This is a genomic window from Stenotrophomonas sp. P5_A8 (assembly GCF_056400545.1).
Map to the genome: position 1 here is coordinate 1 of NZ_JBFULB010000019.1, position 24,808 is coordinate 24,808.

24 protein-coding genes are annotated in these 24,808 nt (G+C 65.3%); 12 read left to right on the plus strand and 12 right to left on the minus strand.

Going from position 1 to position 24,808, the window contains the following annotated elements:
* Both AC1DQP_RS02725 and AC1DQP_RS02730 read left to right on the plus strand, forming a co-directional pair.
* The coding region (locus AC1DQP_RS02725) for an autotransporter outer membrane beta-barrel domain-containing protein (RefSeq protein WP_478051056.1) at positions 1-3,593 on the plus strand (3,593 nt) is incomplete at its 5' end.
* 297 nt (positions 3,594-3,890) lie between these two features.
* Positions 3,891-6,242 carry an arylsulfatase gene (locus AC1DQP_RS02730; protein WP_478051057.1) on the plus strand — a complete coding sequence of 784 codons (2,352 nt, stop codon included), beginning with the start codon at positions 3,891-3,893 and terminating at the stop codon, positions 6,240-6,242.
* A 70-nt stretch (positions 6,243-6,312) separates the two neighbouring features.
* Here AC1DQP_RS02730 and AC1DQP_RS02735 read toward each other — a convergent pair whose 3' ends face one another.
* Complete coding sequence (locus tag AC1DQP_RS02735; protein WP_457319761.1) at positions 6,313-6,669, minus strand: YkgJ family cysteine cluster protein; 357 nt, start codon at positions 6,667-6,669, stop codon at positions 6,313-6,315.
* Positions 6,670-6,977: 308 nt separating this feature from the next.
* On the opposite strand from AC1DQP_RS02735, the gene AC1DQP_RS02740 reads away from it, so the two are divergent.
* Entirely contained in the window at positions 6,978-7,274 is a 297-nt protein-coding gene (locus AC1DQP_RS02740; RefSeq protein ID WP_457319763.1) for a hypothetical protein, read from the plus strand.
* Positions 7,271-7,465: a hypothetical protein gene (locus AC1DQP_RS02745; protein WP_457319765.1), complete on the plus strand. Its 195-nt coding sequence runs from the start codon at positions 7,271-7,273 to the stop codon at positions 7,463-7,465. The genes AC1DQP_RS02740 and AC1DQP_RS02745 overlap by 4 nt, the downstream gene beginning before the upstream one ends.
* 29 nt (positions 7,466-7,494) lie before the next feature.
* On the opposite strand, the gene AC1DQP_RS02750 is transcribed toward AC1DQP_RS02745, so the two are convergent.
* The gene (locus AC1DQP_RS02750; RefSeq protein WP_478051058.1) at positions 7,495-8,211 is read right to left on the minus strand and encodes a TetR/AcrR family transcriptional regulator; all 717 of its coding nucleotides are present in this window, start codon (positions 8,209-8,211) and stop codon (positions 7,495-7,497) included.
* A 57-nt stretch (positions 8,212-8,268) separates the two neighbouring features.
* Between AC1DQP_RS02750 and AC1DQP_RS02755 the strand changes: the two genes are divergently transcribed.
* A complete protein-coding gene (locus tag AC1DQP_RS02755; RefSeq protein WP_478051059.1) occupies positions 8,269-10,551 on the plus strand; it encodes a TonB-dependent receptor in 2,283 nt (760 codons plus the stop codon).
* A 16-nt stretch (positions 10,552-10,567) separates the two neighbouring features.
* Positions 10,568-11,473, plus strand: coding sequence for a tyrosine-protein phosphatase (locus AC1DQP_RS02760; protein ID WP_457319771.1), 906 nt, complete (start codon positions 10,568-10,570; stop codon positions 11,471-11,473).
* Between the two features lie 206 nt (positions 11,474-11,679).
* On the opposite strand, the gene AC1DQP_RS02765 is transcribed toward AC1DQP_RS02760, so the two are convergent.
* The 4 genes from AC1DQP_RS02765 to AC1DQP_RS02780 all read right to left on the minus strand — a co-directional run bounded on the left by AC1DQP_RS02765 (position 11,680) and on the right by AC1DQP_RS02780 (position 15,126).
* Positions 11,680-12,861 (minus strand): MFS transporter, encoded by a 1,182-nt coding sequence (locus AC1DQP_RS02765; RefSeq protein ID WP_478051060.1) that lies wholly within the window; start codon positions 12,859-12,861, stop codon positions 11,680-11,682.
* A gap of 101 nt (positions 12,862-12,962) precedes the next feature.
* Positions 12,963-13,868, minus strand: a complete 906-nt coding sequence (locus AC1DQP_RS02770; protein ID WP_457321689.1) for a LysR substrate-binding domain-containing protein — start codon at positions 13,866-13,868, stop codon at positions 12,963-12,965.
* Between the two features lie 161 nt (positions 13,869-14,029).
* Entirely contained in the window at positions 14,030-14,407 is a 378-nt protein-coding gene (locus AC1DQP_RS02775; protein ID WP_478051061.1) for a putative quinol monooxygenase, read from the minus strand.
* A 50-nt stretch (positions 14,408-14,457) separates the two neighbouring features.
* Positions 14,458-15,126 (minus strand): carboxymuconolactone decarboxylase family protein, encoded by a 669-nt coding sequence (locus AC1DQP_RS02780; RefSeq protein ID WP_478051062.1) that lies wholly within the window; start codon positions 15,124-15,126, stop codon positions 14,458-14,460.
* 196 nt (positions 15,127-15,322) lie between these two features.
* Between AC1DQP_RS02780 and AC1DQP_RS02785 the strand changes: the two genes are divergently transcribed.
* Both AC1DQP_RS02785 and AC1DQP_RS02790 read left to right on the plus strand, forming a co-directional pair.
* Positions 15,323-16,216, plus strand: coding sequence for a LysR family transcriptional regulator (locus AC1DQP_RS02785; RefSeq protein ID WP_457319731.1), 894 nt, complete (start codon positions 15,323-15,325; stop codon positions 16,214-16,216).
* Positions 16,217-16,526: 310 nt separating this feature from the next.
* Entirely contained in the window at positions 16,527-16,853 is a 327-nt protein-coding gene (locus tag AC1DQP_RS02790; protein WP_457319732.1) for a hypothetical protein, read from the plus strand.
* A 40-nt stretch (positions 16,854-16,893) separates the two neighbouring features.
* Here the strand turns inward: AC1DQP_RS02790 and AC1DQP_RS02795 are convergent, their stop codons facing one another.
* The 3 genes from AC1DQP_RS02795 to AC1DQP_RS02805 all read right to left on the minus strand — a co-directional run bounded on the left by AC1DQP_RS02795 (position 16,894) and on the right by AC1DQP_RS02805 (position 18,659).
* Complete coding sequence (locus AC1DQP_RS02795) at positions 16,894-17,286, minus strand: DUF1264 domain-containing protein (RefSeq protein ID WP_457319744.1); 393 nt, start codon at positions 17,284-17,286, stop codon at positions 16,894-16,896.
* Positions 17,287-17,436: 150 nt separating this feature from the next.
* Entirely contained in the window at positions 17,437-17,832 is a 396-nt protein-coding gene (locus AC1DQP_RS02800; protein WP_457319734.1) for a hypothetical protein, read from the minus strand.
* 245 nt (positions 17,833-18,077) lie between these two features.
* Positions 18,078-18,659 carry a TetR/AcrR family transcriptional regulator gene (locus tag AC1DQP_RS02805; RefSeq protein WP_457319736.1) on the minus strand — a complete coding sequence of 194 codons (582 nt, stop codon included), beginning with the start codon at positions 18,657-18,659 and terminating at the stop codon, positions 18,078-18,080.
* Between the two features lie 177 nt (positions 18,660-18,836).
* Between AC1DQP_RS02805 and AC1DQP_RS02810 the strand changes: the two genes are divergently transcribed.
* The 4 genes from AC1DQP_RS02810 to AC1DQP_RS02825 all read left to right on the plus strand — a co-directional run bounded on the left by AC1DQP_RS02810 (position 18,837) and on the right by AC1DQP_RS02825 (position 23,179).
* On the plus strand, positions 18,837-19,934 hold the full coding sequence (locus AC1DQP_RS02810; protein WP_457319738.1) for an alkene reductase: 1,098 nt from the start codon (positions 18,837-18,839) through the stop codon (positions 19,932-19,934).
* A 59-nt stretch (positions 19,935-19,993) separates the two neighbouring features.
* A complete protein-coding gene (locus AC1DQP_RS02815) occupies positions 19,994-20,776 on the plus strand; it encodes an SDR family NAD(P)-dependent oxidoreductase (protein WP_478051063.1) in 783 nt (260 codons plus the stop codon).
* On the plus strand, positions 20,773-21,774 hold the full coding sequence (locus AC1DQP_RS02820; protein WP_478051064.1) for an NADP-dependent oxidoreductase: 1,002 nt from the start codon (positions 20,773-20,775) through the stop codon (positions 21,772-21,774). The genes AC1DQP_RS02815 and AC1DQP_RS02820 overlap by 4 nt, the downstream gene beginning before the upstream one ends.
* 757 nt (positions 21,775-22,531) lie before the next feature.
* A complete protein-coding gene (locus tag AC1DQP_RS02825) occupies positions 22,532-23,179 on the plus strand; it encodes a hypothetical protein (RefSeq protein ID WP_457321638.1) in 648 nt (215 codons plus the stop codon).
* 56 nt (positions 23,180-23,235) lie between these two features.
* Here the strand turns inward: AC1DQP_RS02825 and AC1DQP_RS02830 are convergent, their stop codons facing one another.
* The 3 genes from AC1DQP_RS02830 to AC1DQP_RS02840 form a co-directional block, all read right to left on the minus strand.
* Positions 23,236-23,565 (minus strand): helix-turn-helix domain-containing protein, encoded by a 330-nt coding sequence (locus AC1DQP_RS02830; RefSeq protein ID WP_478051065.1) that lies wholly within the window; start codon positions 23,563-23,565, stop codon positions 23,236-23,238.
* Positions 23,566-23,706: 141 nt separating this feature from the next.
* A complete protein-coding gene (locus AC1DQP_RS02835; RefSeq protein ID WP_256774468.1) occupies positions 23,707-23,946 on the minus strand; it encodes a hypothetical protein in 240 nt (79 codons plus the stop codon).
* Between the two features lie 87 nt (positions 23,947-24,033).
* On the minus strand, positions 24,034-24,333 hold the full coding sequence (locus AC1DQP_RS02840) for a SymE family type I addiction module toxin (RefSeq protein ID WP_478051066.1): 300 nt from the start codon (positions 24,331-24,333) through the stop codon (positions 24,034-24,036).
* Positions 24,334-24,808: the final 475 nt, after the last annotated feature.

Consider the following 24,808-nt stretch of genomic DNA (forward strand, 5'->3'; position numbering starts at 1 on the left):
CCACCGCGCTGCCGATTGTCGCCGACGGCACCCATGTCGATGCAAACGGTGACACTGTCGCGGGCGATCCCGGCTACCTCGGCCATGCCATGAGCGCCGTCAACGGCGGCACGATCATCGCCTCGGACATGACGCTGACCACCAGCGGCGAACAGGCCTCCGGCGCCATCGCCGATGGCGTCGGCAGTCGCATCGAACTCAACAACAGCACCATCTCCACATCGGGCTACGTGTCGCCTGGCCTGAACGCCGTGTCTGGCGGCCAGATTGTGGCCGAAGGCGTCACCTTCAGCTCCACCGGCAACAACGGGCGCGGCGTGCAGGCCACCGGCGCCGGCAGTGAAGTCACCTTCAACGGCGGCCGCATCAGTACGGCGGCGATCTACGCCGATGGCGTACGGGCGACCGACCATGGCGTGGTCAACCTGGGCCGCGACAGCGCTGGCCAGGGCACCGTCATCACCAACATGGGCGGCTCGGTCGGTCTGCTCGCCGGCAGCAGCACGGCCGACGCCAGCGGCACCATCAACGCCGTCGGCGTGACCGTCAACAGCAATGGCCCGGCCGCCTTCGCCGGCGGCTCCGGCGCGCGATTGAACCTCCGCGAGAGCACCATCAATTCCTGGTCCTCCGGCGTTGTCGCCACGTTGGGCGGCCACGCGGTCATCGAAGGCACCACCATTCGTTCGGGTCGCGCGGACCGGCTCAACAGCCATGGTGTGTCCGCCGATAACGGTGCTCACGTGGATGTCCGCGRCACCTCCATCAGCACCATCGGCGCGAGGTCCTACGGGTTGTATGCCACCACTGCCGGCAGCATCGATGCCGCTTCGACCAACATCAGCACCACCGGCTTGAACTCCCACGGTGCCATGGTCGACAGCGCCGACAGCCGCATCACCGTCGCCGGCGGCCAGGTCAGCACAACGGGCCAGGAAGCCTACGGGCTCTATTCCACCGCCGGCACCATCAACGCCAGCGACCTGGACATCACCACCACCGGTCTGGGCTCCATCGGCGTGTTCGCGCGTGGCAGCGATGCCGTGTTGAGCCTGAGCAACAGCACCGTCACATCCGGCGACCGTGGCCATGGCGCTGCCGCATTGGGCGGTGCGCAGTTGAACATCATCGACTCCAGCCTCACCGCCATGGGTGCAAACGGCAACGGCGTCACCGCGCGCAATGCTGGCACGCGCGTCAACGTCAACGGATCCACCCTGCGCACCAGCGCGGCAGATTCCCATGGCGTGCTGCTGAGCGACAGCGCAAGCGTCAACATCGACGGCGGCTCCATCGCCTCGACGGGCGACCGCAGCCGCGGCATCTGGGCGTACGGCGCCAGCACCGTCAACGTCGCCAACGCGCGCATCGCCACCGCTGGCGACCGCACGCTCGACGCTGCGGGAAGCATGTTTGGCGCCAGCGGCGTCGTCGCATCGTCCGGGTCGAAGGCGACCCTGCTGAACACCGAGGTGTCCACCACTGGCTACTGGGCCGACGGCCTGGACGTGGAGGGTGACGGCTCCGCCATGCAGATGATCGGCGGCACCGTACACACCCATGGGGATCAGTCCAAGGGTGCAGCGGTCTACGGCGGCAACAACCAGCTCTCCCTGCAGCAGGTGCGCGTGCAGACCGACGGCAATGCTGCGCAGGGCCTCGCTGTAAGGGGCGCAGGCAGCAGCATTCAGGTGCTGGACTCCTCGGTCACGACCCTTGGCATTGCATCGCACGGGCTTGACGCCATCGACGGCGCCCTCGTGCAGGCCACCGGCACGCAGGTGACCACCCAAGGCGCCGGTGCTTACGCCGCACAGGCCACCAATGGTGCTCGGATCGAGCTCCACGGCGGCACCCTTCACGCCGCCGCCTCGGCCGGCCTCGGCCTCGACGCTGCCTCACTGCGTGCGAGCGATGGCACCCGTATCGAAGGCGGAAACGGTCGGCTGGCCGAGTTCGCCTCGGACAGTGCCAATACCGTTTCCTTCGACCGCAACGTGGTCGCCCTCGGGGACATCCGTTTCTCCGATGCCGCCATCGACCGCGACGGCAATGGTTTCCTCGACCGCACCTCCTCCCTCTCGCTCGACCACGACAGCTACTGGAAAGGTGCCACCGATGCCGTGGGTGATCTCTCGCTGGCCAACGGCAGCCGCTGGGACGTGACCGGCGATTCGCAGATCGGCACCCTCGCGATCGCCAACGCCACCCTCGCCTTCGACCATACGGACGGCCAGTACAAGACCGTCACCGTGGACGGTAACTTCCATGCCGACAACGGCCTGCTGGCGATGAACACCGCACTGGGTGATGACACCTCGCCCACCGACCGGCTGCACGTGCGCGGCGACACCTCGGGTACCGCGCGTATCGCCGTGAACAATATCGGTGGGCCGGGAGCCCTCACCCATGACGGCATCCATCTGGTCCAGGTGGACGGCGTTTCTGCCGGTGAATACCAGTTGCAGGGCCGTGCCGTGGGCGGTGCCTATGAGTACTTCCTGCATCAGGGTGGCCGCACCGACCCGACCGATGGCGACTGGTACCTGCGCTCGCAACTGCCGGTGGCCCCCATCGACGAGTGCCTGGCCAACCCGCAGCGCCCGGCTTGCCTGGACCCCGAAGTGCCCACGCCGGTCGAGCGCCCGGAAGGCGGCGTCTACCTCGCCAACCAGGCCGCTGCCGTCGGCATGTTCGACCTCACGATGCACGAGCGCGTGGGTGAGCCGAACCTGGCAGAGCGCCAGAAGAACGCGGATACGATGGGCGGCGTCTGGGCCCGCGTGACCTCGGACCATACCCGTGGCCGCATCGATGACCAGCTCACACATCAGGGCCGCCAGCACCTGCTGCAGGTGGGCGCCGACCTCACTCGTTGGGGCCGCGAAGACCGCGGTGTCGCTGGCGTGATGGTGGGGACCGGCGAAGCCACCGAGCGCGTGCTCTCCGAGGTCACCGGCTATACCGCCGAAGGTCGGGTCAAGGGCCGCGCCGCCGGTGTCTACGGCAGCTGGCTGCGCGATGCCGCAAACGACGGCGGCCTCTACGTGGACAGCTGGGCGCAGATCGCGCGCTTCCGTAACACCACCCATGGCGACGCCCTGCGCACCGAGCGTTACGACAACCGCAGCACCAGCGCATCGGTGGAAGCCGGCTATGCCTTCAACGTGCATCGCGGCAGCGCCAGCGCCATGTACCTGGAGCCGCAGGCACAGGTGATCTGGAGCGACTACCGCATGGACGGCGGCCATCACGTGGAGGCCAACGGCACCGACGTGCGCGAGGCCAATGCCGGTGACGTGCGCACCCGCGTCGGGGTGCGCCTGTTCGGTCACACCACGCTGGAGGGCATCAACCGCGTGCAGCCGTTCGCAGCCGTGAACTGGCTGCGCAGCCATGGCGGCGCCAACGCCGTGTGGCTCGATGACATCCGCCTGGAAGGAGCGGCGCCGCGCGATGTGTACGAGGCCAAGGCCGGCGTGCAGTTGCAGCTCAGCCGCAGCCTGACCGCCTGGGGCGAGATCAGCGCCGGGCGTGGTGCTCAGGACTACCGCAGCTATGGCGGTTTGTTGGGGGTGAAGTACGCCTGGTGAACTCGCTGACCGGGAAGCGTGCGCCGTGGTAAACCACGCGTCGCGCTGAAGAAGGGCGCCCCAAGGGCGCCCTTCTTGCTGTTCGGGCGGCACAACGCCGCCAGCACTGTGATCCTTGACACCCCAGGCAGAATCGAGGGTGCCTGGCGACCAGCGGCCTAGCGCCGATGCACGGTTTCGCGCACCTGAGCAAATGGCATCGCCAGTACTTCTACCTATCGGCGGCACCGTTGTTCTTCGGATGCCAATCCAGGACGCCACCGCGACACTGGGCCCTCAGTTCACCGAGGCGCCCCCATGAGCCAGGAACTCCCCGGCAGCACCCTTCCCCTTCCCGAGCAGGCCTACCAGGGACCGCTCTCCTTCGATGCGAAGAAGCTGGGTGTCAAGCTGCCGCCGATCACCGCCAGGCGCCCGCCGGACGGCGCGCCCAACGTCCTGCTGATCATGTTCGACGATGTCGGCTTCGGTGCCGCCAGCGCCTTCGGCGGGCCGGTGCGCACGCCCACCGCCGACCGGCTCGCCAACGGCGGCCTGCGCTACACCCGCTTCCACACCACCGCGTTGTGTTCGCCCACGCGCGCGGCGCTGCTCTCGGGCCGCAACCATCATGCGGTGGCGATGGGCCACATCACCGAGACCGCCACGCCCGCGCCCGGCTACCGCTCCACCCGCCCCAACTCGGCCGTGCCACTGCCGGAAATCCTGCGCCAGAACGGCTACAACACCGCCCAGTTCGGCAAGTGCCACGAAGTGCCCGTGTGGGAGTCCGGGCCCACCGGCCCGTTCGACCATTGGCCGGCCTCCAGCGGCTTCGAGCGTTTCTACGGCTTCATCGGCGGCGAAACCAACCAATGGACGCCCGCCCTGATCGACGGCGTGTCTACCGTCGAGGCACCGCTGGACCCCGGCTACCATCTCATGCCGGACCTGGCCGACAAAGCCATCGACTACGTGCGGCTGCAGAAGAGCCTCACCCCGGACAAGCCCTTCTTCGTGTACTTCGCGCCCGGCGCCACGCACGCGCCCCACCACGTGCCCAAGGACTGGATCGCCAAGTACAAGGGCAGCTTCGATCAAGGCTGGGACGCGCTGCGCGAGGCAACCTTCGCCCGCCAGCGCGAACTGGGCGTCATCCCGTCCGATGCCGTGCTCACCCCGCGCCCGGACGGCATCCCCGCCTGGGACGACATGCCGGCCGAACTCAAGCCAATCCTGGCCCATCAGATGGAGGTATATGCCGCTTTCCTCGAATATGCCGACCACCACACCGGGCGCGTGATCGACGCCCTGGAGGAACTGGGCGTACTGGATGACACTCTGGTTTACTTCATCATCGGCGACAACGGTGCGTCCGCCGAGGGCGGCATCAACGGCGCCTTCATGCTCACCACCGCCTCCAACGGCGGTGCCGAGTACGAGACCGCCGCGTTCTGGAAGCAGCACCTGGACGAGGTCGGCGGGCCCAAGGCCTACAACCATTACGCCGTCGGCTGGGCGCATGCGCTGTGCACGCCCTACCAGTGGACCAAGCAGGTGGCCTCGCACTACGGCGGCACCCGCAACGGCACCATCGTGCATTGGCCGGCGCGGATCGCCGGCGGTGAGCTGCGCAGCCAGTGGCACCATGTCATCGACGTGGCGCCGACCATCCTTGACCTGGCCGGCCTGGCGCAGCCGCACACCGTCAACGGCGTCACCCAGGTACCGATGCACGGCGTTTCCATGGCGTACACCTTCAACGACGCCGAGGCCGACGAGCGCCACCTCACCCAGTACTTCGAAATCATGGGCAACCGGGGCATTTACCACGACGGCTGGACCGCGCAGACCAAGCACCGCACCCCGTGGGACGTGGTGGCCAAGGGCGTGGACTTCTCGCAGGACGTCTGGGAGCTCTACGACACCACCAAAGACTGGACCCAGTCCGACAACCTCGCCGCCACCCAGCCGGACAAGCTGGCCGAACTGCAGCAGCTGTTCCTGATCGAAGCGGTACGGCACAACGTGCTGCCCATCGACGACCGCGCCGCCGAGCGCATGAATCCCCAGCTGGCCGGCCGCCCCACGCTGACMACCGGCGACACCCTGCGGCTCTATCCCGGCATGACCCGCCTGGGCGAAAACGTGGCGATCAACGTCAAGAACCGCTCCTACGCAGTGACCGCCGAGATCGAAGCGCCCGCCGACAGACCACTCAATGGCGCCATCATCGCCCAGGGCGGGCGCACCGGCGGCTGGTCATTCTTTACCGAGAACGGCAAGCTCGGCTACCACTACAACCACTGCGGGCTGCTGCGCAAAACCATCCTGTCCGACGCGGACATCGGCGCCGGCCGGCACCAGGTACGGGCCGAGTTTGCCTACGCCGGCGGCGGCATCGGCCGCGGTGGCACGGTCACGCTGTACATCGACGGCAAGGCCGTGGGCAGCGGCGCGATCGAGCGCACCCACCCGCTGTACTACTCCTTCGATGAAGGCCTGGACGTGGGCATCGACACAGGGATGCCGGTGTACGAGGGCTATGTCACCGAGCGTGGCAAGTTCAACGGCACCATCCAGTGGGCGGAGATCCAGCTGGACCAGGACGATCACTCGCACATGATCGACCCCGAGAAACACCTGGCGGCGGTGATGCGTCATCAGTAGCAGGCAGACTCGCTGCGGCAGACCGACGGCATGCAAGACGTTGCGGCCAGCTCAATGCAGGCCCGCCAGGCTAAAGCAGCACCTGCCGCGTGCTGCGAAGAAAGCGATGGATCTCGTCTTCCACTGCCTCATCGATCATATAGACCGGCCGCTGGCCATTGGGGCAGCGCAGACGAGGCGTGGTTCCGAACAAACGGCAGATCAGCGGGCGCTCGGCGTAGACCTCGCACCCCTGCTTGCCCAGGTAGGGGCAACTGAGCTCAGCCAGGGCAGCATCACGCTCGGCCTCGCTCTTGATGGGCAGGCGCGCCATTTCCTCGGTCGACACCGTAACCGGACCGCAGCAGTCGTGGCACCCGACAATGCACCGGAAGGAAGGGATCTGATCGCGCAGCCGATCTATCGCGTCGCTGTTTGTATAGGGCATTGCGATGAGCCTCAGCCACACGTCAACGGAAGGCCATTTTACAACCCTGTTGCCCTGCTGGGCGGGCGGACGCGCGCCATGGCGTGAAGCCACCGCCAGGCGCCGATCGCGGCGACGGCCTGGTGGGCTGTCATGCCGCTGCAGGGCCTAGGCTACCACCGGTTCCCGCCCCGGAAGTCCGCCGATACCTACGCCTACCCGGCGACCACTGGGTTCAGGGGCGCATTCAGCACCTGACCTTGTGAGACCATGCGCCGAACAAACGGTCCTTCGCTCCACCGTGCTTCGTAGTCGTCAAGGACACACCCATGCCAGACACCGGCCTGTTCTACATGTTTGAAGTGTGCTGCAGCCCAACGAAAACGGCTCAACATGCCTTTCCTGAGATCGAGTTCATCCGGGTCCAATGCAACACCTGCCGGCATATCTTCAGGGCGACCGAACCGCCGAGTCTGGAAGCGTTCGTTGGCGGAGGCGCGGCTATCACGTGCGCCAAATGCGGAACACGGCAGGCGATCTCGGGGGCGCGTTTTGCTGAATACATGGAGCGCTTCCCGAGCGGCAATTGCGAGGAATACAGGGCCACGGCAGGAGACAGGCCATGACGCCACTCGACAAAGCCATCCGGAGAGAAGTCCAGGTCGGAGATGACACCTACACCGTGACCATCGACCCGACCGGCCTCAAGCTCGTGCTGAAGGGGCGAAGAAACGGGGTGGAACTGCAGTGGACCGAGCTGGTCAACGGCGACGCGGCGTTGGCTGCAGCGCTCCAGGCATCCATAGACGCCAAGTGACGCTCCACCAGACCGAACGCCCCGCCCGGTCACTCCCCGAGCACGCGCGCGATCGCAGCCGCCAGCAAGCTCCGCAGCGTCTCCTTCGCCAGGCCGGGATCGCGCACGGCGCGCATCGCCAGGCCCTCCACCAGCACCCGTAGCAGCAGGATGCGGGCCTGGATATCCCCTTCCTCCGGATCCCGTTCGCGCGCGATGTCGTGATGCCGCAGCCAGGCGCCGATCGCCGCGCTGGTCTGCCGGTCGTGCCGCCGCAATACTTCGGCCACCACCGGGTCACGGTGGGCTTCAGCGGTGATTTCCGCATACAGCGCGACGTTGGCGATGGCATTGCCGGCGGTCTCCAATGTCCCCCCGCGCGCCCACACCTCATGACAACGCAGCAGCCCCTCCACCAGATCCGATGCTGCCGGCATCTGGCCGATGGAGTCCTGGTCATGGGCCAGCTGACGCTCGATCAGCGCCAGGATCAGCGCGCGCTTGTTGGCGAAGTAGCGATACATCAGTCCCTGGCTGATGTCCGCTTCGGCGGCGATCTCGCTGATCGAGCCGGCATGGAAGCCACGGGCGATGAAGCAGCGTTGCGCCGCGTCGAGGATGCGTTGGCGCTGGGCCTCCGCACGGGCCGCGGCAGCATCTTCGGCGGGGGTGCCGGCAAGGGGGTTAAGCGTCATTGCTTGTCGTAGAAGGCGTCCAGTTGACGACGGATGGTACGGCATTCGACAGGTGAATGAACGGTCATTCATCTGTCATTTCACGCGTCCAGACTGCGCCGGCCTTCCCCCCTCCCGCGAACCCATCCGATGCGCCACGCCCAGCTGCACCTCCACCTGTTAGCCCTTGCCATCGCCACCGCCCTGCCCGGCATTGCCCTCGCCAACGACGCCGAACCCGCCGCCGATGCAGACATCGCCGCCCGCGATGTGGTCGCGCTGGACCAGGTCGTGGTCACCGCGCAGAAGCGCGCCACCAACCTGCAGGAAACCCCCATCTCGGTCTCCGTCGTGGATGCCGAAGCCTTGAAGGATCGCAGCGCGATCTCCATCGGCAGCCTCGCCGATGGCTCGATCCCCTCGCTGCGCGTCACCCCGTTCGCCACCCGCAGTTCCGCACTGAACATCGGTATCCGCGGCATCGGCGCGTCCGGCGATGCCAACCAGCCCGCGCGCGACGCCGGCGTGGGCGTTTACGTCGATGGCGTGTTCATGGGCCGCGCCCAGGGCCTGGGCAGCATGCTGTATGACGTGGAGCGCATCGAGGTATTGAAGGGGCCGCAAGGCACCCTGTTCGGCCGCAACACCGAAGGCGGCGCGCTCAGCATCGTCACCAAACAGCCCACCGGCGAGTTCGGCGGCAGCGTCAGCGTGGGCGTGTCCAACTACAGCGGCTACACCACCGGCCTGCACCTGGACCTGCCCAAGGTGGGCGATGTGAGCGTCAAGATCGACGCGGTGCAGGCCAAGCGCGGCGGCACCACCGACAACCCGATGCGCGGCGAGCGCGATTTCAACAGCTACGACAAGCGCGGCGCCCGCATCAGCGCACTGTGGCAGCCCAGCGACACCTTCTCCGCGCTGTATGCCTTCGACACCTCCTATGACGCCACCACGCCGTACCACACCCAACTGCTGGTACCGGGTGCCTTCGTGAGCCCGCTGCAGAAAGCCGGTGCCAGCGAGGATCGCCGCGATTCGTCCATCCTCGGCGGCCCGCAGGAAGACAACATCGGCCGCACCAGCGGCCACCTGCTCAACCTCGGCTGGACCTTGAGCGACACCCTCGAACTGAAGTCGATCAGCTCCTACCGCGAACTCACCCAGGGCCAGTTCGACATGGGCCTGGTCGACGCGATCTCCGCGTACGGCGGTCCGAACACTCCCTTCGCCCGCTACAGCCTTGCCCAGGTCTACCAGCACCAGTACAGCCAGGAATTCCAGCTGATCGGCACCACCTCGCAGGTGCAGTTCCTGGCGGGCGCCTTCTACTATCACGAAACCGCCGGCGACAACGCGCAGACGCCCAACATGCTGCTGTGGGGCCCCGGCGGCAACAGCTACACGCTCAACCCGGCCACCAACCCGTTGAACCTCGGCAACGTGCGCATCGACCGCGCCAGCAAGGCGTGGACCGACAGCCTGGGCATCTTCGGCCAGGCCACCTGGACGCCGGCTTCGCTCGAGCGCCTGCACCTCACCGCCGGCGGCCGCTACACCCGCGATGACAAGAAAGGCAGCCTGTACATCGTCAACGGCGCCGCCACCCACCTGGCCTTCGACGATGCCTGGGGCCGCTTCGATCCCATGGTGAACATCGCCTACGACCTGGGCGAAAGCGCAATGGTGTACGCCAAGTACAGCACCGGCTTCAAGGCCGGCGGCGCCAACTCGCGCTCCACCACCTATACCGCCTTCGCCCCGGAAGAAGTGACCGCATTCGAGCTCGGCTTCAAATCGCAGTTCTGGGACAACCGCGCACGCCTCAATCTGGCCTTGTTCGATTCGAAGATCGAACACAAGCAGATGGACTTCTCGCTGCCCTTCGACCCCAACAGCGGCGAAACCCGTACCACCATGGTCACCACCAACGCGCTCAGCAACGGCAGCTCGCGCGGTGCCGAGCTGGAGTTCAACGTGGTGCCGGTGGACAACCTCACCGTCGGCCTGAACTACGCCTACACCAAGATCGACGCACAGCGCGCCGTCGACCCGTTCGGCGCCGGCGTACAGGTCACCGTGCAACCGCTGCTGGCGCCGAAGAACGCCGGCAGCCTGTCGTTGGACTACCTGGTGCCGTTCGCCAACTTCGCCGCGCTCAAGTTCCATCTGGACGGCAACTGGTCCGACGGCTACTACACCAGCGAATACGACCAGATGCTCACCGACAGCTCGTTCATCGTCAACGCACGCGTGGCCCTGGTGGACGTCCCGCTCAACAGCGCCGGTTCCACCCTGGCTGTCTCGCTGTGGGCGCGCAACCTGCTCGATGAAGAGCACCTGTTCTACAAGCTCAACAACGCCTCCCTTGGCCAGAGCGGCATCTTCAATGATCCGCGCACCTATGGCCTGGACGTCACCGTCACCTTCTGACCGCATGGAGAACCCGATGAAGAACCGAACCGCCCCACTCGCCCTCGCCGTTGCCCTGAGCCTGCCCCTGCTCACCGGCGCGGGCGCAGCGCTCGCACGCGCGCCCGCCGCCGACACCACCAACGCCGCTCCGCGCACCGCCAACGTGCAGCCGGTCGCCGCCGATGCACAGCGCGTCATTCCGCTGCAGGGCGCATGGAACACCCGCACCTTCGTTGGCCTGCAGGGCAGCCAGGGCCCGATCCCGGCCAGCGCGTTCGTGCGCACCTCCGACCTGGGCCGCCTGACCGCCGCCGACCGCGACGCGCTGGCCGCTGCTGGCGTCACCCTGGATATCGACCTGCGCACCGCCGATGAGCAGGCGCAGTCGCCGGACCTGCTGGCCACCGATGCGCGCTTCGCCTACCAGCGCACCTCGCTGATGGGCACCGAGAAGATGGACCTGCAGAAGATGATGACCACCTTCCCCGATTCACTGGGCGCGGCCTACGTGCAGTGGCTGGACCACAGCCAGCCGCAGTTCAAGCAGGTCTTCCAGCGCATCGCCGCCGAGCGCGACGGCACCGTGCTGTTCCACTGCACGGCCGGCAAAGACCGCACCGGCATCATCGCCGGCCTGCTGCTCGACCTGGCCGGTGTCTCGCGCGCGGACATCGTGCACAACTACGCCATCTCCGCGCACTACCTGGAGGGGCAGCCCAAGGACAGCGCGATGAACGCGCAGATCATGGAACTCATCAAGCAGAACCCGGAGATCGGCAGGAAGATGGCCGGCATGGCGGGCACGGCGCCGGAGAACATGGAGATGTTCCTGGCGGCGCTGCATAAGCAGTATGGCGGCGCGGAGGGCTACCTGAAGTCCATCGGCGTGAGCGAGGCGGAAATCGATCAGCTGAAGGTGCGGCTCGGTCAGGCGGGTTGAGTAACCCGGGCAAACCTGGCCAACCGATAGAAAGCACAAGAGCCCTGGATAATCCGGGGCTCCTGCGTTGCCTGCACTTCCGGTCGCACGACACCCCCAGGTGCGGTGGACGCTCTCCCGTGCCTTCCAGCGTTCAGACCGGAATGCGCCGCCTTGCACGCGCCTATGTCGATCACAGCGTGTGCCATCCAACGCGTCGATGCCGATCAGGGAACCGACGATTCCAGCTCTTTCATTCGTCGCTTCTGCAGGTACAGCACCATCACCGCCAGCACCGCGGCCGACGCGCCCGTCAGCGGGATGGACGCCAATGACGCATAACTGATCGTGAGGCCGCCCAATGCACCGCCCAGCGCAGTCCCCAGATTGAAAGAAGCGATGTTCAACCCCGCCGCCACCGAACTGTAGGCGGGAATGAAGCGTTGGGCCTGCCTGAGCAGCCGCAGCGTCAGCAGGGTCACGATGGAGAAGAAGCAGATGCCCAGCGTGCCAATCAGAAGCATCATCAGCACCGGCATACCTGCGAAAGCGTACAAACCGAGCAGATTCAACGCCAACGCGACCAGCGCGAGCCGGATACTGCGATCCACGTCCGTCGCGTCGGCAAGGAAGCCTCCCAGAAGATTGCCGGCGATCGCGCAGATGCCGAACAACAGCATCCCCAGGCTCAGCCACTGCACGCCCACCGCAGTGACCTGCTGCAGATACGGCGAGACGAACGTAAAGAACGAAAACGTGGCAACGCTGACGAGCGCGCCGATACCGGCGGTGATCAGCAGCTGCGGATGGGCGATGGCCTTGATGCCCTTCCACGCGCCACCGCCGGTTGAACCCGCTTCCGCCTTACCGCGTGGCATGCAGAGCGCCAGGCCAAGCATGCCCCCCGCACTGAGCACGCCAATCGCCATGAAAATCATGCGCCAGGACCACAGGCTTCCCAGATAGGTGCCGAGCGGAACACCGATGGCCAGTGCCAGCGTCAGCCCGATCCACACCACCGACAGCGCCCGACCGGATCGCTGTGGTTCCACCAGCCGGGTGGCCGCGTCGGAGGCCACCGCCATGAACACGCCGTGGCCCAGGCCGACCACGAAGCGGACAGCCAGCAGGACCACCAGAGTGGGCGACGCACTCATCAGCAGGCTGCCCACCCCAAGCAAGGCCGTAGCCAGCAACAGGATATGCCTGTCCCGCCAGTGGGCGACCAGCGCGGTGATGAACGGTGCCCCGATGGCGGCACCCAGTGCGTAAGCGGCAATGGCCGTACCGACGAGGGAAATCGGCGCATCAAGGTCGTCGGCAATGGCGGTCAACAGCCCTGCGACGACGAACTCGGAAAGACCGAACGCGAATGCGCACAGCGAAAATACATAGATGGCGGCGGGCATTGCAGATCCTCAGCAGCGGGGCCGCCGAAGACTAGTGGCTTGCCTGGTGCGGGTGAAGGACTGTCTGCATACCGCACCAAGACGCGGCGCGTCTCATCCGATCAGGGCGGTGACAAGGTCTCCAGGACCGCCTCTATCAACCGGTCGCGGATCGCCGATGCCCGGGTCTCGTTCCAGGCCATGAACAGGTCCAGGCGGGACAGCGCATCGGAAGCGTCCACCTGGAGCGGGCGGAACACCACGTCCGTTCGCGCATTTGTCGCCAGGGACGCGGGCAGTAGCGCTACGCCGAACCCAGCGGCCACCAAGGCAATCAGCGTCTGCATCTGCCGGCCGTGCTGCACGATGTCGGGAACAAACCCCGCTGCGTGGCACAGGCTGAGGAGCTGGTCATGGAACCCCTTGCCGAGCGTCCGCGGTGAGGCGACGAACGCGTCGTTCTTAAGCAGTTGCAGCGCGATGGTCGGGGCCGCTTCCAGCCGATGGCCGGCAGGCAGCGCAACGACAATCGGTTCGCTCGACACGGTGGCCAGGCGCAGGTGCGGGACAGACGTTCCGGGCGACCGCATGAACCCAATATCCGCCCTGCCCTGCTCCAGCGCGATCACCTGCTCCTGGGTCGTGGCTTCCACCATCGTGAACGAAATGCCGGGGGAAGCATGTCGGAAACCGCGAAGCGCGCGTAGCAGAGGGGCGTAGGGCGCGATGTTGATGAAGGTCAGCGTGAGGTGGCCCTCAATCCCTTCCGCCACCCGCCGCGTCTGCGCCACGCCCTCCTCCAACGCGCGCAAGGTGCTGCGCGCAGTGACAAGGAACGCCGCGCCGGCCGCGGTCAGTGCCACACTGCGATTGGTGCGCACGAACAGAGGCGCACCGACGGCGCTCTCAAGCTTGCGGATCGCCTGGCTCAGCGGGGGCTGGGCCATGTGCAGCCGCTCGGCGGCACGATTGAAGTGCAGCTCTTCGGCAACGGCAACGAACTGTTGGAGCAGGCGGGTCTCTATCACTGAAACGCCACACCTCGTGTTTCCCCTGGATTGGGCGTGGTCAACATAGCAAATCACGGCGCCTGGGGCGCCGACGCGCTCTGGATCTCAACCCCCGCGTTTTGCTCTGCACCCGTTCCAAGGTCTATGACTTATTTCATTTCCCGCCGGCAGACCGACTGCTACTTGATCTTCAGTTCCGGCAAGAGAGGGTCAACATCAACCAACTCCAGTGACTTGACCATGTGCAGGGTCCCGTTCTTGTACTTGAGGAAATGCGAACTCTTCACATGCGTTTCGTAAGCCTGCCGGCTTGCATAGATCTCAAGGATTGTCAGCCGCGTCGGATCTTCCTTGTCAAACACCGCATACAGCGACAGCACGCCTGGCTCAAGCGCCATGGAGGCGCGAACTTCGTCAGCCAGGGCAGCTCGATACGCGGGAAGATGGTCTGCATTGACGGTGATCTTCGAGAGCCTCGTCATCTGAGCCTCCTCAGCGCCAACACTGAAGGCGCATGCCGCCACGCCGATGAAAGTGCCGATCAGTATCGTGTTCACTTAAGCCTCCCGTTCGTGCATGCCACTCGACGATGCCTCTGGCCTGAACATCATTCGGGTCGGGCCTCCAGGTGACGTTGAATGCCTAGGCGGACGCGCTCGGCAGCCTCCAGGCCGACGCGCGCTTCGAGAACATCCGCTATCCCATACAGCTGCTCTGGGCGCAGCCCTATGTTCATACTGATACCGATGTGCGACTGCAACTGGGGCTCTACCCCGGACATGGCCGCCAGCATGCTGACCGTTGCCAACTCCCGGCTTTGCCAATCCAGGTTGTCGCGCTCGAAGATGTCGCCAAACAGGTGCGTACGCAAATACTCATTTGCCTGCGGTGCGAAATCGAACAAAGCCCCGGAGACCGGCCCCCCAGCCAGCTTGGTCTGATTGGCCGTGCCTGCAGCGAGCAACGCGTCGCCTTTGGGAATCGGCCGGCCCGGCTCGCGACCGATTTCATCCTGAAGGCCGCGCTGCCTGCGGGCTTCTGCCACCCTCATCAGTTCGCTCAACGCATTCAGACTGCGCGGAAACCCCGCATAGGCGTAGACCTGCACGAGGATCTCTCGCGCTTCGGCCACGCTCAACCCCGCGTCGAGAGCTTGATTCACTGCGTCCCGGAGGTTTGCCATSTCGCCGGCGGCTGCGGAGGCGCTCATCGGGATGATCGCTTGCTGCCGGGGATCCAATACGGTGGCAGAAACCACGTGCGACTCAGTATTCATAGCGCTTCCTTCCTGTGCATGAACCCTCTGTACCGGCACGCTGACAAGTATCGCCCCAGCCATCAGACAGGCAATACGGTTCGGTTTCATGCGCGGGAGGCCTCGGGGGATGAAGGTCACCACGATAGTCGCCGGCCGCTACCGCGATAACCCGGCTGAAAGTTGATGCATTGCTGAATTCAGCTCACAATTGGCCATGAGCGCTGTGAAGACCAACGATCTCCAGGCCTTTCTGGTAGTGGCACAGGAACAGAGCTTCACCAAGGCGGCCGTTCGCCTGGGAGTGACCCCCTCTGCACTCAGCCACTCGATGCGGTTGCTGGAAGAACGCCTGGGCATCCGGATACTGGCCCGCACTACACGCAACGTCTCCCCTACCGAGGCGGGCGAGCGGCTGATGCACTCCATCGCACCGCACTTCGAGGCCATCGGCGCCAGCGTCGAGGCACTGGGGGAGCTGCGCGACCGTCCGGCCGGAACCCTACGGATCTCCTGCACGGACGATTCCTTGGAGACCATCATCCGTCCGCGGCTTGCCGGGTTCCTCGCCGAATACCCGGATATCACGCTTGAGTTCTACGTGGACTACGGGTTCACCAACGTGGTGGAACAACGCTTCGACGCTGGCATCCGGCTGGGCGAGGCGCTCAGCAAGGACATGATCGCGGTCAGGGTTGGACCCGATTGGCGCTTGGTCGTGGTTGGATCTCCTCATTACTTCGCGAAGCATCCGAAGCCGCGGAAGCCCGCCGACATCATGGAACACCGATGCGTGCACATCCGGCATCGTCCAAACGGTGTCATTTACGCCTGGGAGTTCGAGGAGGGGGGCAAGGAGTTCACCGTACGCGGCGAAGGCCAACTGGTGTTCAACAGCATGACCCACGTCGTCAATGCCGCCGTGGACGGCCTGGGCTTGGCCTATGCGCCCGAACCGATGGTCACCGAGCATATTGCGGCGGACAGGCTGGTTGCCGTGTTGGACAAATGGTGCTTGCCCTTCCCCGGCTACCACCTCTACTACCCCAACCGCCGGCAGCCCTCGCCTGCGTTTACGGCGCTGGTCGCTTGGCTGAAGCGGGATGAGTGAAATGGGAAGGACGTAGGGGAGATGACGGCGGCCTCTTTCGAGGAAATGATGAGGTCCTGAAACTGACCGCCCTACGGACAGCGCATTGGTCGCTGCCACAACCGTCTCTCATTGATGCAAGGTGCGCTTCCGGCCAGAAGCGGGTGTTCTCATCCGCTTCCAAACCTGTTGCAGAACAGAGGGCGACGCCCACCGACGTGGGTATCAATCGGCGCGGCAGTGGTGACGGACCAACACTGCGGCCCATCACGACAATCCCGTCACGGGTTTCCGGAGATGCTCTGATCATTCCCCCTGTTCAGGAGCAACGATGCCCACCTCAGCATCTTTTGTCATTCGCTCCTTTGAAGCGAGCTATGCCGCATCCGGCGAAGTAGAGCGAATCCTGGCGCTGACCGTGGAATGCGGCCATTGCAGCACAACCACTGCCTCAACCCTTGGCTCCCTGATGGAGCTTCCAGGTGGTGCGCTTTTTCGCTGTGGGCAGTGCGGCTCGCATCACGCCGTCAGCAACGCGCGGCTCTCGGCTATTGGCGAGCCTTTCAGGCGTTCTGCGGAGCACGCGTTGGCACGGGAAATGCAGCTCAACCCTATGCTGCCAGTGTTCCATCGGGCCCTGGCCATCGAAACGAGATAGTAGCCGGCGGACGTCCTGGCCTTGGCCTCGACGTCCACGCTCACCGTCCTGAGCTGCCCTTGGACGTCGCATTCTTGTCCCCGTCGGACGGCGCGTCGGGGTCTTCCTTCCCGGCGTGAGCATGTCCACCCGTCGGGTCTTCGATCTGGATGACCTTCCCCTTCTGCCACGCATCGGCGCCTGCATCGTTTGAGGGCGCGGCGATGTCGGCACGGCGCTTTCGCTTGTCCTCACTACTGACCCCGAGCCGGGCGTCACGGGCAGCGACCATGGCCGGGTCCGCCTGGCCATCTGCGGTGAATCCCATCATCAGCTGCGGCATGCCTCGGGGCAGGTCCTTGTCCAGGTCTGTGTGCCAGGTGTGCCAGGTCTTGCCATCACGGCCACATGTTTCGATGGCAACGCCAGGGAGTATGAAACGATCGTGATTCAGGAAGCGGTTGCCGGCATCGGCGCCCGAAAGACCATGGCATTACGACTGCTCGAAGCGTCCAGGGCAGCCGCCGTCCTCAAACTGGCGAGCTACCTGCGCCGCTGAGGCGTCGACTGGATACACCTTCGGCCTCCGTCTCACCGTCCCCTCTCACATAAGCAGGCGACTACCCATCGGTGGGCGCGGCGGTTGCAGGCAAGCCGTTGCATGCGGAGCGCCGTCCGAGGCCAGATGGGACGCTTCCGGAGACCCCATGCCGGTCTGTTCAAGCCCCTCCTGCACCGCTGCAAGCAGCCGGCTGGCACAGCGGACAGCGCTCCCGAGGCCAGGATCCAGCCCCACGATGTAAACGAAGCAGCCGTCAAACTTCGCCGACGCCGTCTCCAATCCCTCTGAATAGGTCATCTCGCGTTTGAGCGCCTTGAACCAGCGCTTGGGTGGCTCGGCGTCCAGCTCGATCACCACGGCGGCTTCGCCGAAGTCCAGCGGCATCGCTTCGATCCTCACCACCTTGGGGCTTGACGGGGTCTTTTGTCTGGCGGCCATTGCCCTTCTCCTCTGGAACAATGACGGAGAAGTATCCGCAGCAGGCGCCAAGAGCGCGTCAAAATTTGCTGACCGCCGGCGCGATTTTCTTTGCAGCTGCAGTGGCGCTGCTTAGCCGCGCAGAGAAGGCGCGAAGGTGGCACTGCTTCACTGCACCCTTGCGGCAACGCATGCGCTGCGAGGACTCGCCTGAGGCACTTCTTGCGGTCAGTGGCATCGGTTGCGCAGGCTGAGGCCGGCACGCGTCAGGCCGTAGACACCCCTGGCATCCGCGCCAGCACATCCGCCCGGCAGACATCCAGAAGTTCGTCCGCCAGCGCCGAATCGTCCGGGCAGGACCGGGACAGCACCATCGCCCCAACAGCCTGCGCCATCAAGGCGATCCGACGCGCGCGCGCCTGCTCGGCCGTGGCGGCGTCGGCCTGTTGTTCCAGCGTAGGAGCGACCGCCAGCTGCGCCTCGATACCTGCCGCAAAGGCCGCCTTGACCGCCGTCGGCTGACGCGCCGCGTCGGTGCACAGCGCTGCCATGGTGCAACCCTGGCCTGGTGCGTCCCGGTGCTCGCGGGAAAGGTAGTAGCGCACGAAGCTCTCCCGGTCCGTGCCGGCCGCGGCGTCGGCCGATTTGGCCAAGCCGCACCTCGCCGCTTCCGCCATCAGGTCGGCCTTCGACCCGAAGTGCTTATAGAAGCCGCCGTGCGTAAAGCCCGCGGCCCCCATCAGGTCTGCCACGCCCACGCCGTCGTATCCCCGCTCCCGGAACAGGGTGGAGGCGGTTTCGACGATGTGCGCCCGGTTGGCCTGCGCCTGTGCCTTGGTGACCTTCATGAACGATGCCCTGCAACGCGGTGCTGCGGAAGTAAGGCACTTTACCACACTTAGATTACGCACATCATCAAACCATTGACATCTAAGATTACGGTCATCATCATTGCGCCAGCCCTATCCCGGAGCGGGCTTCCGCCCCTCCGCAACGCCCCGTCAACGATCACGACCCCACACCCCATGACGACCCCGACGCTCTTCCAGCCCTACCCCCTTGGCCCGCTGACGCTGGCCAACCGCATCGTGATGGCCCCGCTGACGCGCAACCGCGCCGGTGCCGGCCTGGTGCCCAGCCCGCTGGCCGCCACCTACTACGCCCAGCGCGCCTCGGCCGGCCTGATCATCACCGAGGCCACCCAGATTTCGGCGCAGGCCCAGGGCTACCAGGACACGCCGGGGCTCTACACCCAGGACCAGATTGACGGCTGGCGCGCGGTCACCGATGCCGTGCATGCCCGCGGCGGGCGCATCTTTGTGCAGCTGTGGCACGTGGGCCGCATCTCGCACGTGGACCTGCAGCCCGGCAATGCCGCACCCGTCTCCGCCTCGGCCATCCGCGCGCAGACCAAAACCTTCGTCCACAACGGCTTTGTCGATGTGTCCGAACCGCGCGCATTGGAGATCGACGAGCTGCCGGCCATCGTCAACGACTTCCGCCAGGCTGCCGCCAATGCCATCGCCGCCGGTTTTGACGGCGTGGAAATCCACGGTGCCAACGGCTACCTGCTCGAACAGTTCATCAAGGACGGCGCCAACCAGCGCACCGACGCCTACGGCGGCTCCATCGAGAATCGCGCGCGCCTGCTGCTGGAGGTCACCGCCGCCGTGGCGCAGGAGATCGGCGCGGATCGCACCGGCGTGCGCATCTCGCCGGTGTCGCCGGCCAACGCCATCGCCACGGTCAGCGACCCGCAGCCGCAGTACGACTACATCGTCGACCAGCTCAGCGCGCTGGGCATCGTCTACCTGCACGTGGTCGAAGGCGCAACCGGCGGCCCGCGTGACGTGGCGCCCTTCGACTTCGATGGGCTGCGCGGTCGTTTCAAGGGCACCTACCTGGCCAACAACGGCTACGACCTGGACCTGGCCAACGCACACCTCGCCGAAGGCAAGGCAGACCTCATCGCGTTTGGCCGTGCCTTCATCAGCAATCCCGATCTGGTGGAACGCCTGCAGACCCGCGCGCCCTTGAACGCATTGAACCCCGCCACGTTGTACGGCGGCGGCGCGGAGGGCTACACCGACTACCCCGCATTGACCGATCCGACGCCGCAGTAATCCGTTCAACAGCGTCGCGCTGCACCCCTTCTCGCCCACCCCATTCCAAGAGACACACCATGAGCCTGCTTCCCACCGTCCTCATCACCGGCGCCTCCAGCGGCATCGGCACCGTTTACGCCGAACGCTTCGCGCGCCGCGGCCACGACCTGGTGCTGGTCGCGCGCGACAAGACGCGCCTGGACACGCTGGCCGCCCGCCTGCGCCAGGACACCGGGGTCGCCGTAGACGTCCTGCCGGCCGACCTCACCCAGCCCACCGATCTGGCCAACGTGGAAACCCGCCTGCGCGACGATGCGCGTATCGGCATCCTGATCAACAACGCCGGCATCGCCCAGTCCGGTGGCTTCACCGCGCAATCGGCCGACAGCATCGATCAGCTGGTGACGCTGAACACTCTCGCCCTGACGCGCCTGGCCGCGGCCGTTGCACCCCGCTTGGCCGACGCCGGCGAAGGCGCGATCGTCAACATCGGCTCGGTAGTGGGTCTGGCGCCCGAGTTCGGCATGTCCGTCTACGGTGCGACCAAAGCCTACGTGCTGTTCCTGTCGCAGGGACTCAGCCTGGAGCTGTCACCCAAGGGCGTCTTTGTGCAGGCCGTGCTGCCTGCCACCACGCGCACCGAGATCTGGGAGCGTGCCGGCATCGACATCAACACGTTGCCGGAGGTGATGGATGTCGGCGAGCTGGTGGATGCCGCCCTGGTCGGCTTTGATCGTCGCGAAACCGTGACCATTCCGCCGCTGCATGTGGCCGCACGCTGGGACACGCTGGAGGCATCGCGCCAGGGCCTGCTCTCGGACGTCCGGCAGGCGCAGGCCGCAGAGCGCTATCGCGCATGAGAGCCTTCCTCATCCACCGCTATGGCAAGAACGAAACGGGGCAGATCGATGACGTGCCAACGCCGGCGCTGCGCGACGACGATGTACTGATCCGCGTGCATGCGGCCAGCGTCAACGCGCTGGACACGAAGATCCGGCGGGGCGACTTCAAGGTGATCCTGCCGTATCGCCTGCCGCTGATTCTGGGCAACGACTTGGCCGGTACGGTGGAGCGTGTCGGTGCCGGGGTTTCCCAGTTCAAACCGGGCGACGAGGTATATGCACGCCCCGACGATGATCGCATCGGGACGTTCGCCGAGTTCATCGCGGTCAGCGCCGCATCCGTGGCACTCAAACCCCAAAACCTCACCATGGTGGAGGCCGCCTCGCTGCCGCTGGTCGCGCTGACCGCGTGGCAGGCACTGGTCGAAACCGCCCAGCTGAAACCGGGGCAGAAGGTCTTCATCCAGGCCGGCTCCGGCGGCGTCGGCACCGTGGCGATCCAGCTGGCCAAACACCTTGGCGCGTTCGTGGCCACCACCACCAGCACGCCCAACGTGGCGTGGGTGAAGGACCTGGGCGCGGATGTGGTCATCGATTACAGGCAACAGGATTTCGCCACTGAACTGCGCGACTACGATGTGGTGCTCAACAGCCTGGGCAAGGAGGAACTGGAGCGCTCGCTGCAGATCCTCAAGCCGGGTGGCCATCTCATCTCCATCTCGGGCCCGCCCACGCCCACCTTTGCGACCGCGCGCGGGTTGGCCTGGCCGCTCAAGCAGGTCATGCGCCTGCTCAGCCATGGCATCCGCAGCAAGGCCAAGCAGAAGGGGGTGACGTATTCCTTCGTCTTCATGCGGGCCGATGGGGCGCAACTGAGCGACATCACATCGCTTGTCGAGTCCGGCGCAATCGTCCCGGTCATTGATCGGGTGTTCCCGTTCGAGGACACCCAAGGCGCGCTGGCCCATGTGGAAAGCGGGCGCGCGAAGGGAAAAGTGGTGGTGGAACTGCCGTAGTTGGATTGCCCCACGCTTCACGTGCCATCCAGCGAGTGAATGCCGATCAGGGAGCCGACGATCGCGGCTCTCTTCTTACGCCCCTCCCTGCCCCTCCGGCCCCGGCAAAGCCAGGCGGGGACACGGGCGCTCTGGCTCCGGCCGTCGCGGCGGCCTATGATGAAATCCAGACCCAGGCCCGCGCCGTCACCCCATGGGCCCTCAATGCGAACGCGTGAGCATGCCAAATACAGGGCGGTTCTATCTGTTTGAAGTGAACGTGCAGCCAGGTCGGCCGGACACGGACGAGGAGCCCAAAGTGCTCAGTGTCCAGGCCGAATGTCTTTCCTGCCATCACGTCACCACTGCCGCTGCCCCGCCAAGCCTTGCGAACATACCGGGCGGAGGCGCGGTGCTGGAGTGCCCAGCGTGCGGCAGCCGTCAGGCGATCTCGGCGGCGCGTTTCGTGGAGTTTTCGCAACGGTCCGCTGGCGGCCCTGCGTCCCCGGATGCACCGCCGCAGTGATCCAGGCCTCAGCGGCTGACACGTGTTCGGGAGGTTGAATCAATGCCCCTCTCCCGCGTTCCCTTGACTGTCGCCTGGCCATTATCTGCCACTGCCCATAGGCCGCCTGCGTTGCGGGCGATCCCCATTCTGAAGCCACGCGCTGTTCTCCTGCGCGATCGGCGCAGGGCGTTTCACAGGATCCAAGCGGGTCAATGGCGATCATGCAGCTAGCGCGTGCCCCTGCGTCGGCCCTACGGAATCCAGCCCATCGTGCTTCAGAACCTGCTTCATTTCGCCCCGCTGATAACCGCCGCCATGACCTGCGTGACGGCGCTGATCTGGGTGGTTTACCTGAGCTTTTTCCTGCGCAGCTACCGACGTCAGCAGCGACCGTCCATTCTGATCACATCAGGCGCCGGCAAGGATCTGGACGCGCATTGCTTCGTGACCAATCTGGGATTGGAACCGGTGTATCTGCTTGACGTGGTCATCGACCTGATTGAGCCGGATGGCAAGGTCGTTCGCGCGGTCATACCCGAGCGCACTGAACGCTGGAGCCAGGATGTTAACGGCGACGACGACGATGTCCGCCGTGCGACCAACGTCGGCTCGCTCACCAGCGGCGGCGAACGAGATCTGGGCCGGTTCCGTACGCTTATCGAGCGCGCCAGCAAGGAGAATCCGGAGATCGCCTCCGATGCAGACTTCACCAGTCTGGAGGTGACCGTGGTGACGGTCACCGCGAGCCAGGCAGAGCTGTGCGGGGCTTCGCGCTGCTACCGGATCGACCACGGTACCGATGGCCGCCCTCGGCTGAGGGCAACGACCATCAAGGCCAGGCAGCTGCAGGGGTACTTTGCGCGCCGCAGCCTGACGCGCCTGCTGACCGCCCAGCTCAGATCAACGGCTATGGGTTGATGGGTAATGCAGTTATGGGCGCGTGGGAAGCGGTGCCAGATCTCGGCGGGCGCGCGCTATCTGGTCGCTTTACGCCGCACTTCCAGAAGCAATGCGTCCTGCGCCTTTCCGGACAGCTTGCCGAACTCATCGATGAGCTCGGCAAGCTGGTCCGTTTCCGCAAACAGATAGGCAACGGAAACGCCCAGGGTGCGCGCAATCTTCTGCGCCGTTTCGATATCGCAATTGTGCACGGCCCGCTCGTACCGGTTGATGCGAACGCCTGCAACGTCTTCTGGCAATCCCACAAGCACCCCCAACGCGCGTTGAGTCAGGCCCTGCTCGAGCCGGCACGCGCGAAGGCGGCGGGCGAACACAGAGCGGATGGACGTAGGTGTGCGGGTCATGCAAACAAGCATGACCCAGCGCTACGCTGAACGTAAATTACGTTCAGCGTATGCGGAACGGCAAGGCCAGATGCGTCACATAAGCCAGCGCATTGCCTCGTAATTCCCGTGTTCCCCGGCACCTTTGCGACGGTGCCGCGCTCACCCCGTGCCAAACGGACAGCAGTGCCACCCCTGCTGCCGGTGCGCCATCTCCTCCAGATCCCGGTCTGCGCCTGCAGCGTCCAGCACCTCCCCTGCCCCCGAATGACGCGTCACATACTCCCGCATCAACGCTTGCAGCACCTGTGTGGCGGGGCGACGCTCGCGTGCCGCCGCTTGCTGGAAGCGGGCGCGTAAGCCGGCGTCCATCGTTACCTGCATGAAGACACTCTCGTTCATGAGTTCCTCCTACTGCTGGCTAGTGAAATAGGATGCAATCCGCACGGCAGTGCCGTGCTGTGCCCGCCTGCTGGCGGCACGTCCCGATCAGCCGGCGGTGCGCTGCAGCTTCCTGGGGATCTTCTTGGGCACCACCACGGGGCGCTCCACCACCGTGAGGGTGATGCAGCCGGGGCTGGTTTCAATCTTCAGGCGTGCGCCTACGTCGAAGCCGAGCTTGTCGAGCCAGCGGCCGCGCAGGCGCACGTAGGGAATGACCTCATCGCTGCCGTACTCCTCGCGGGCGGGATAGTGCTGCGCGCCCACTTTGCAGGTGGGGGCTGGTCGGGCGTAAGGCTTGCGCTTGGGCGGGACGAATTCGGGCGGGCTCACCCAGGACCTGTGCATGTTGGACCTCCTGTAAGGATCGCCCTCGCCGGGATGGCGAGGGTGTCGGGAGGCTAGAAGCCGATCGAAGCTCGGTGGGCGTATTTCCGCAAGGGTGTTGTATTAGCCACCCTCCCGACTCAGGACGTCCAACTTACACTCTTCAAGGAGCTTCTAGACTCCGATGGACACCATGCGGGTTGATGCGGAAGATGGGAAATTGCTTGTTTCTTTTGAACCGCGAAATTTGGTTCATTGCGTCTACGCCGACTGGAGAATGAGCATGCACACGCTCCGGCGCAAAGGCAGTCCAAAAGGCACCGTTGATCCAACAAGCTTCCAAGCCAATTCGCGATGAACCTGAAGAAAACCCAGCCGAAGCGGGGTTTAGCGTATCAGGCACCAATCAAACTCTCTGCGGGAATCCCAAGGTTCTTGTGCAGGTTGCGAATCATCTCTATGGACAAGCCGCGCTTTCCGTTAAGCACTTCATACA

Bases quoted from the DNA above. Each gene is read 5' to 3' on its own strand.
- AC1DQP_RS02840 (WP_478051066.1), bottom strand. From the start codon at position 24,333: ATGCACAGGTCCTGGGTGAGCCCGCCCGAATTCGTCCCGCCCAAGCGC.
- AC1DQP_RS02735 (WP_457319761.1), bottom strand. From the start codon at position 6,669: ATGCCCTATACAAACAGCGACGCGATAGATCGGCTGCGCGATCAGATC.
- AC1DQP_RS02805 (WP_457319736.1), bottom strand. From the start codon at position 18,659: ATGAAGGTCACCAAGGCACAGGCGCAGGCCAACCGGGCGCACATCGTC.
- AC1DQP_RS02835 (WP_256774468.1), bottom strand. From the start codon at position 23,946: ATGAACGAGAGTGTCTTCATGCAGGTAACGATGGACGCCGGCTTACGC.
- AC1DQP_RS02740 (WP_457319763.1), top strand. From the start codon at position 6,978: ATGCCAGACACCGGCCTGTTCTACATGTTTGAAGTGTGCTGCAGCCCA.
- AC1DQP_RS02750 (WP_478051058.1), bottom strand. From the start codon at position 8,211: ATGAATGACCGTTCATTCACCTGTCGAATGCCGTACCATCCGTCGTCA.
- AC1DQP_RS02790 (WP_457319732.1), top strand. From the start codon at position 16,527: ATGCCCACCTCAGCATCTTTTGTCATTCGCTCCTTTGAAGCGAGCTAT.
- AC1DQP_RS02745 (WP_457319765.1), top strand. From the start codon at position 7,271: ATGACGCCACTCGACAAAGCCATCCGGAGAGAAGTCCAGGTCGGAGAT.
- AC1DQP_RS02785 (WP_457319731.1), top strand. From the start codon at position 15,323: ATGAGCGCTGTGAAGACCAACGATCTCCAGGCCTTTCTGGTAGTGGCA.
- AC1DQP_RS02810 (WP_457319738.1), top strand. From the start codon at position 18,837: ATGACGACCCCGACGCTCTTCCAGCCCTACCCCCTTGGCCCGCTGACG.
- AC1DQP_RS02820 (WP_478051064.1), top strand. From the start codon at position 20,773: ATGAGAGCCTTCCTCATCCACCGCTATGGCAAGAACGAAACGGGGCAG.
- AC1DQP_RS02760 (WP_457319771.1), top strand. From the start codon at position 10,568: ATGAAGAACCGAACCGCCCCACTCGCCCTCGCCGTTGCCCTGAGCCTG.
- AC1DQP_RS02800 (WP_457319734.1), bottom strand. From the start codon at position 17,832: ATGGCCGCCAGACAAAAGACCCCGTCAAGCCCCAAGGTGGTGAGGATC.
- AC1DQP_RS02830 (WP_478051065.1), bottom strand. From the start codon at position 23,565: ATGACCCGCACACCTACGTCCATCCGCTCTGTGTTCGCCCGCCGCCTT.
- AC1DQP_RS02765 (WP_478051060.1), bottom strand. From the start codon at position 12,861: ATGCCCGCCGCCATCTATGTATTTTCGCTGTGCGCATTCGCGTTCGGT.
- AC1DQP_RS02815 (WP_478051063.1), top strand. From the start codon at position 19,994: ATGAGCCTGCTTCCCACCGTCCTCATCACCGGCGCCTCCAGCGGCATC.
- AC1DQP_RS02755 (WP_478051059.1), top strand. From the start codon at position 8,269: ATGCGCCACGCCCAGCTGCACCTCCACCTGTTAGCCCTTGCCATCGCC.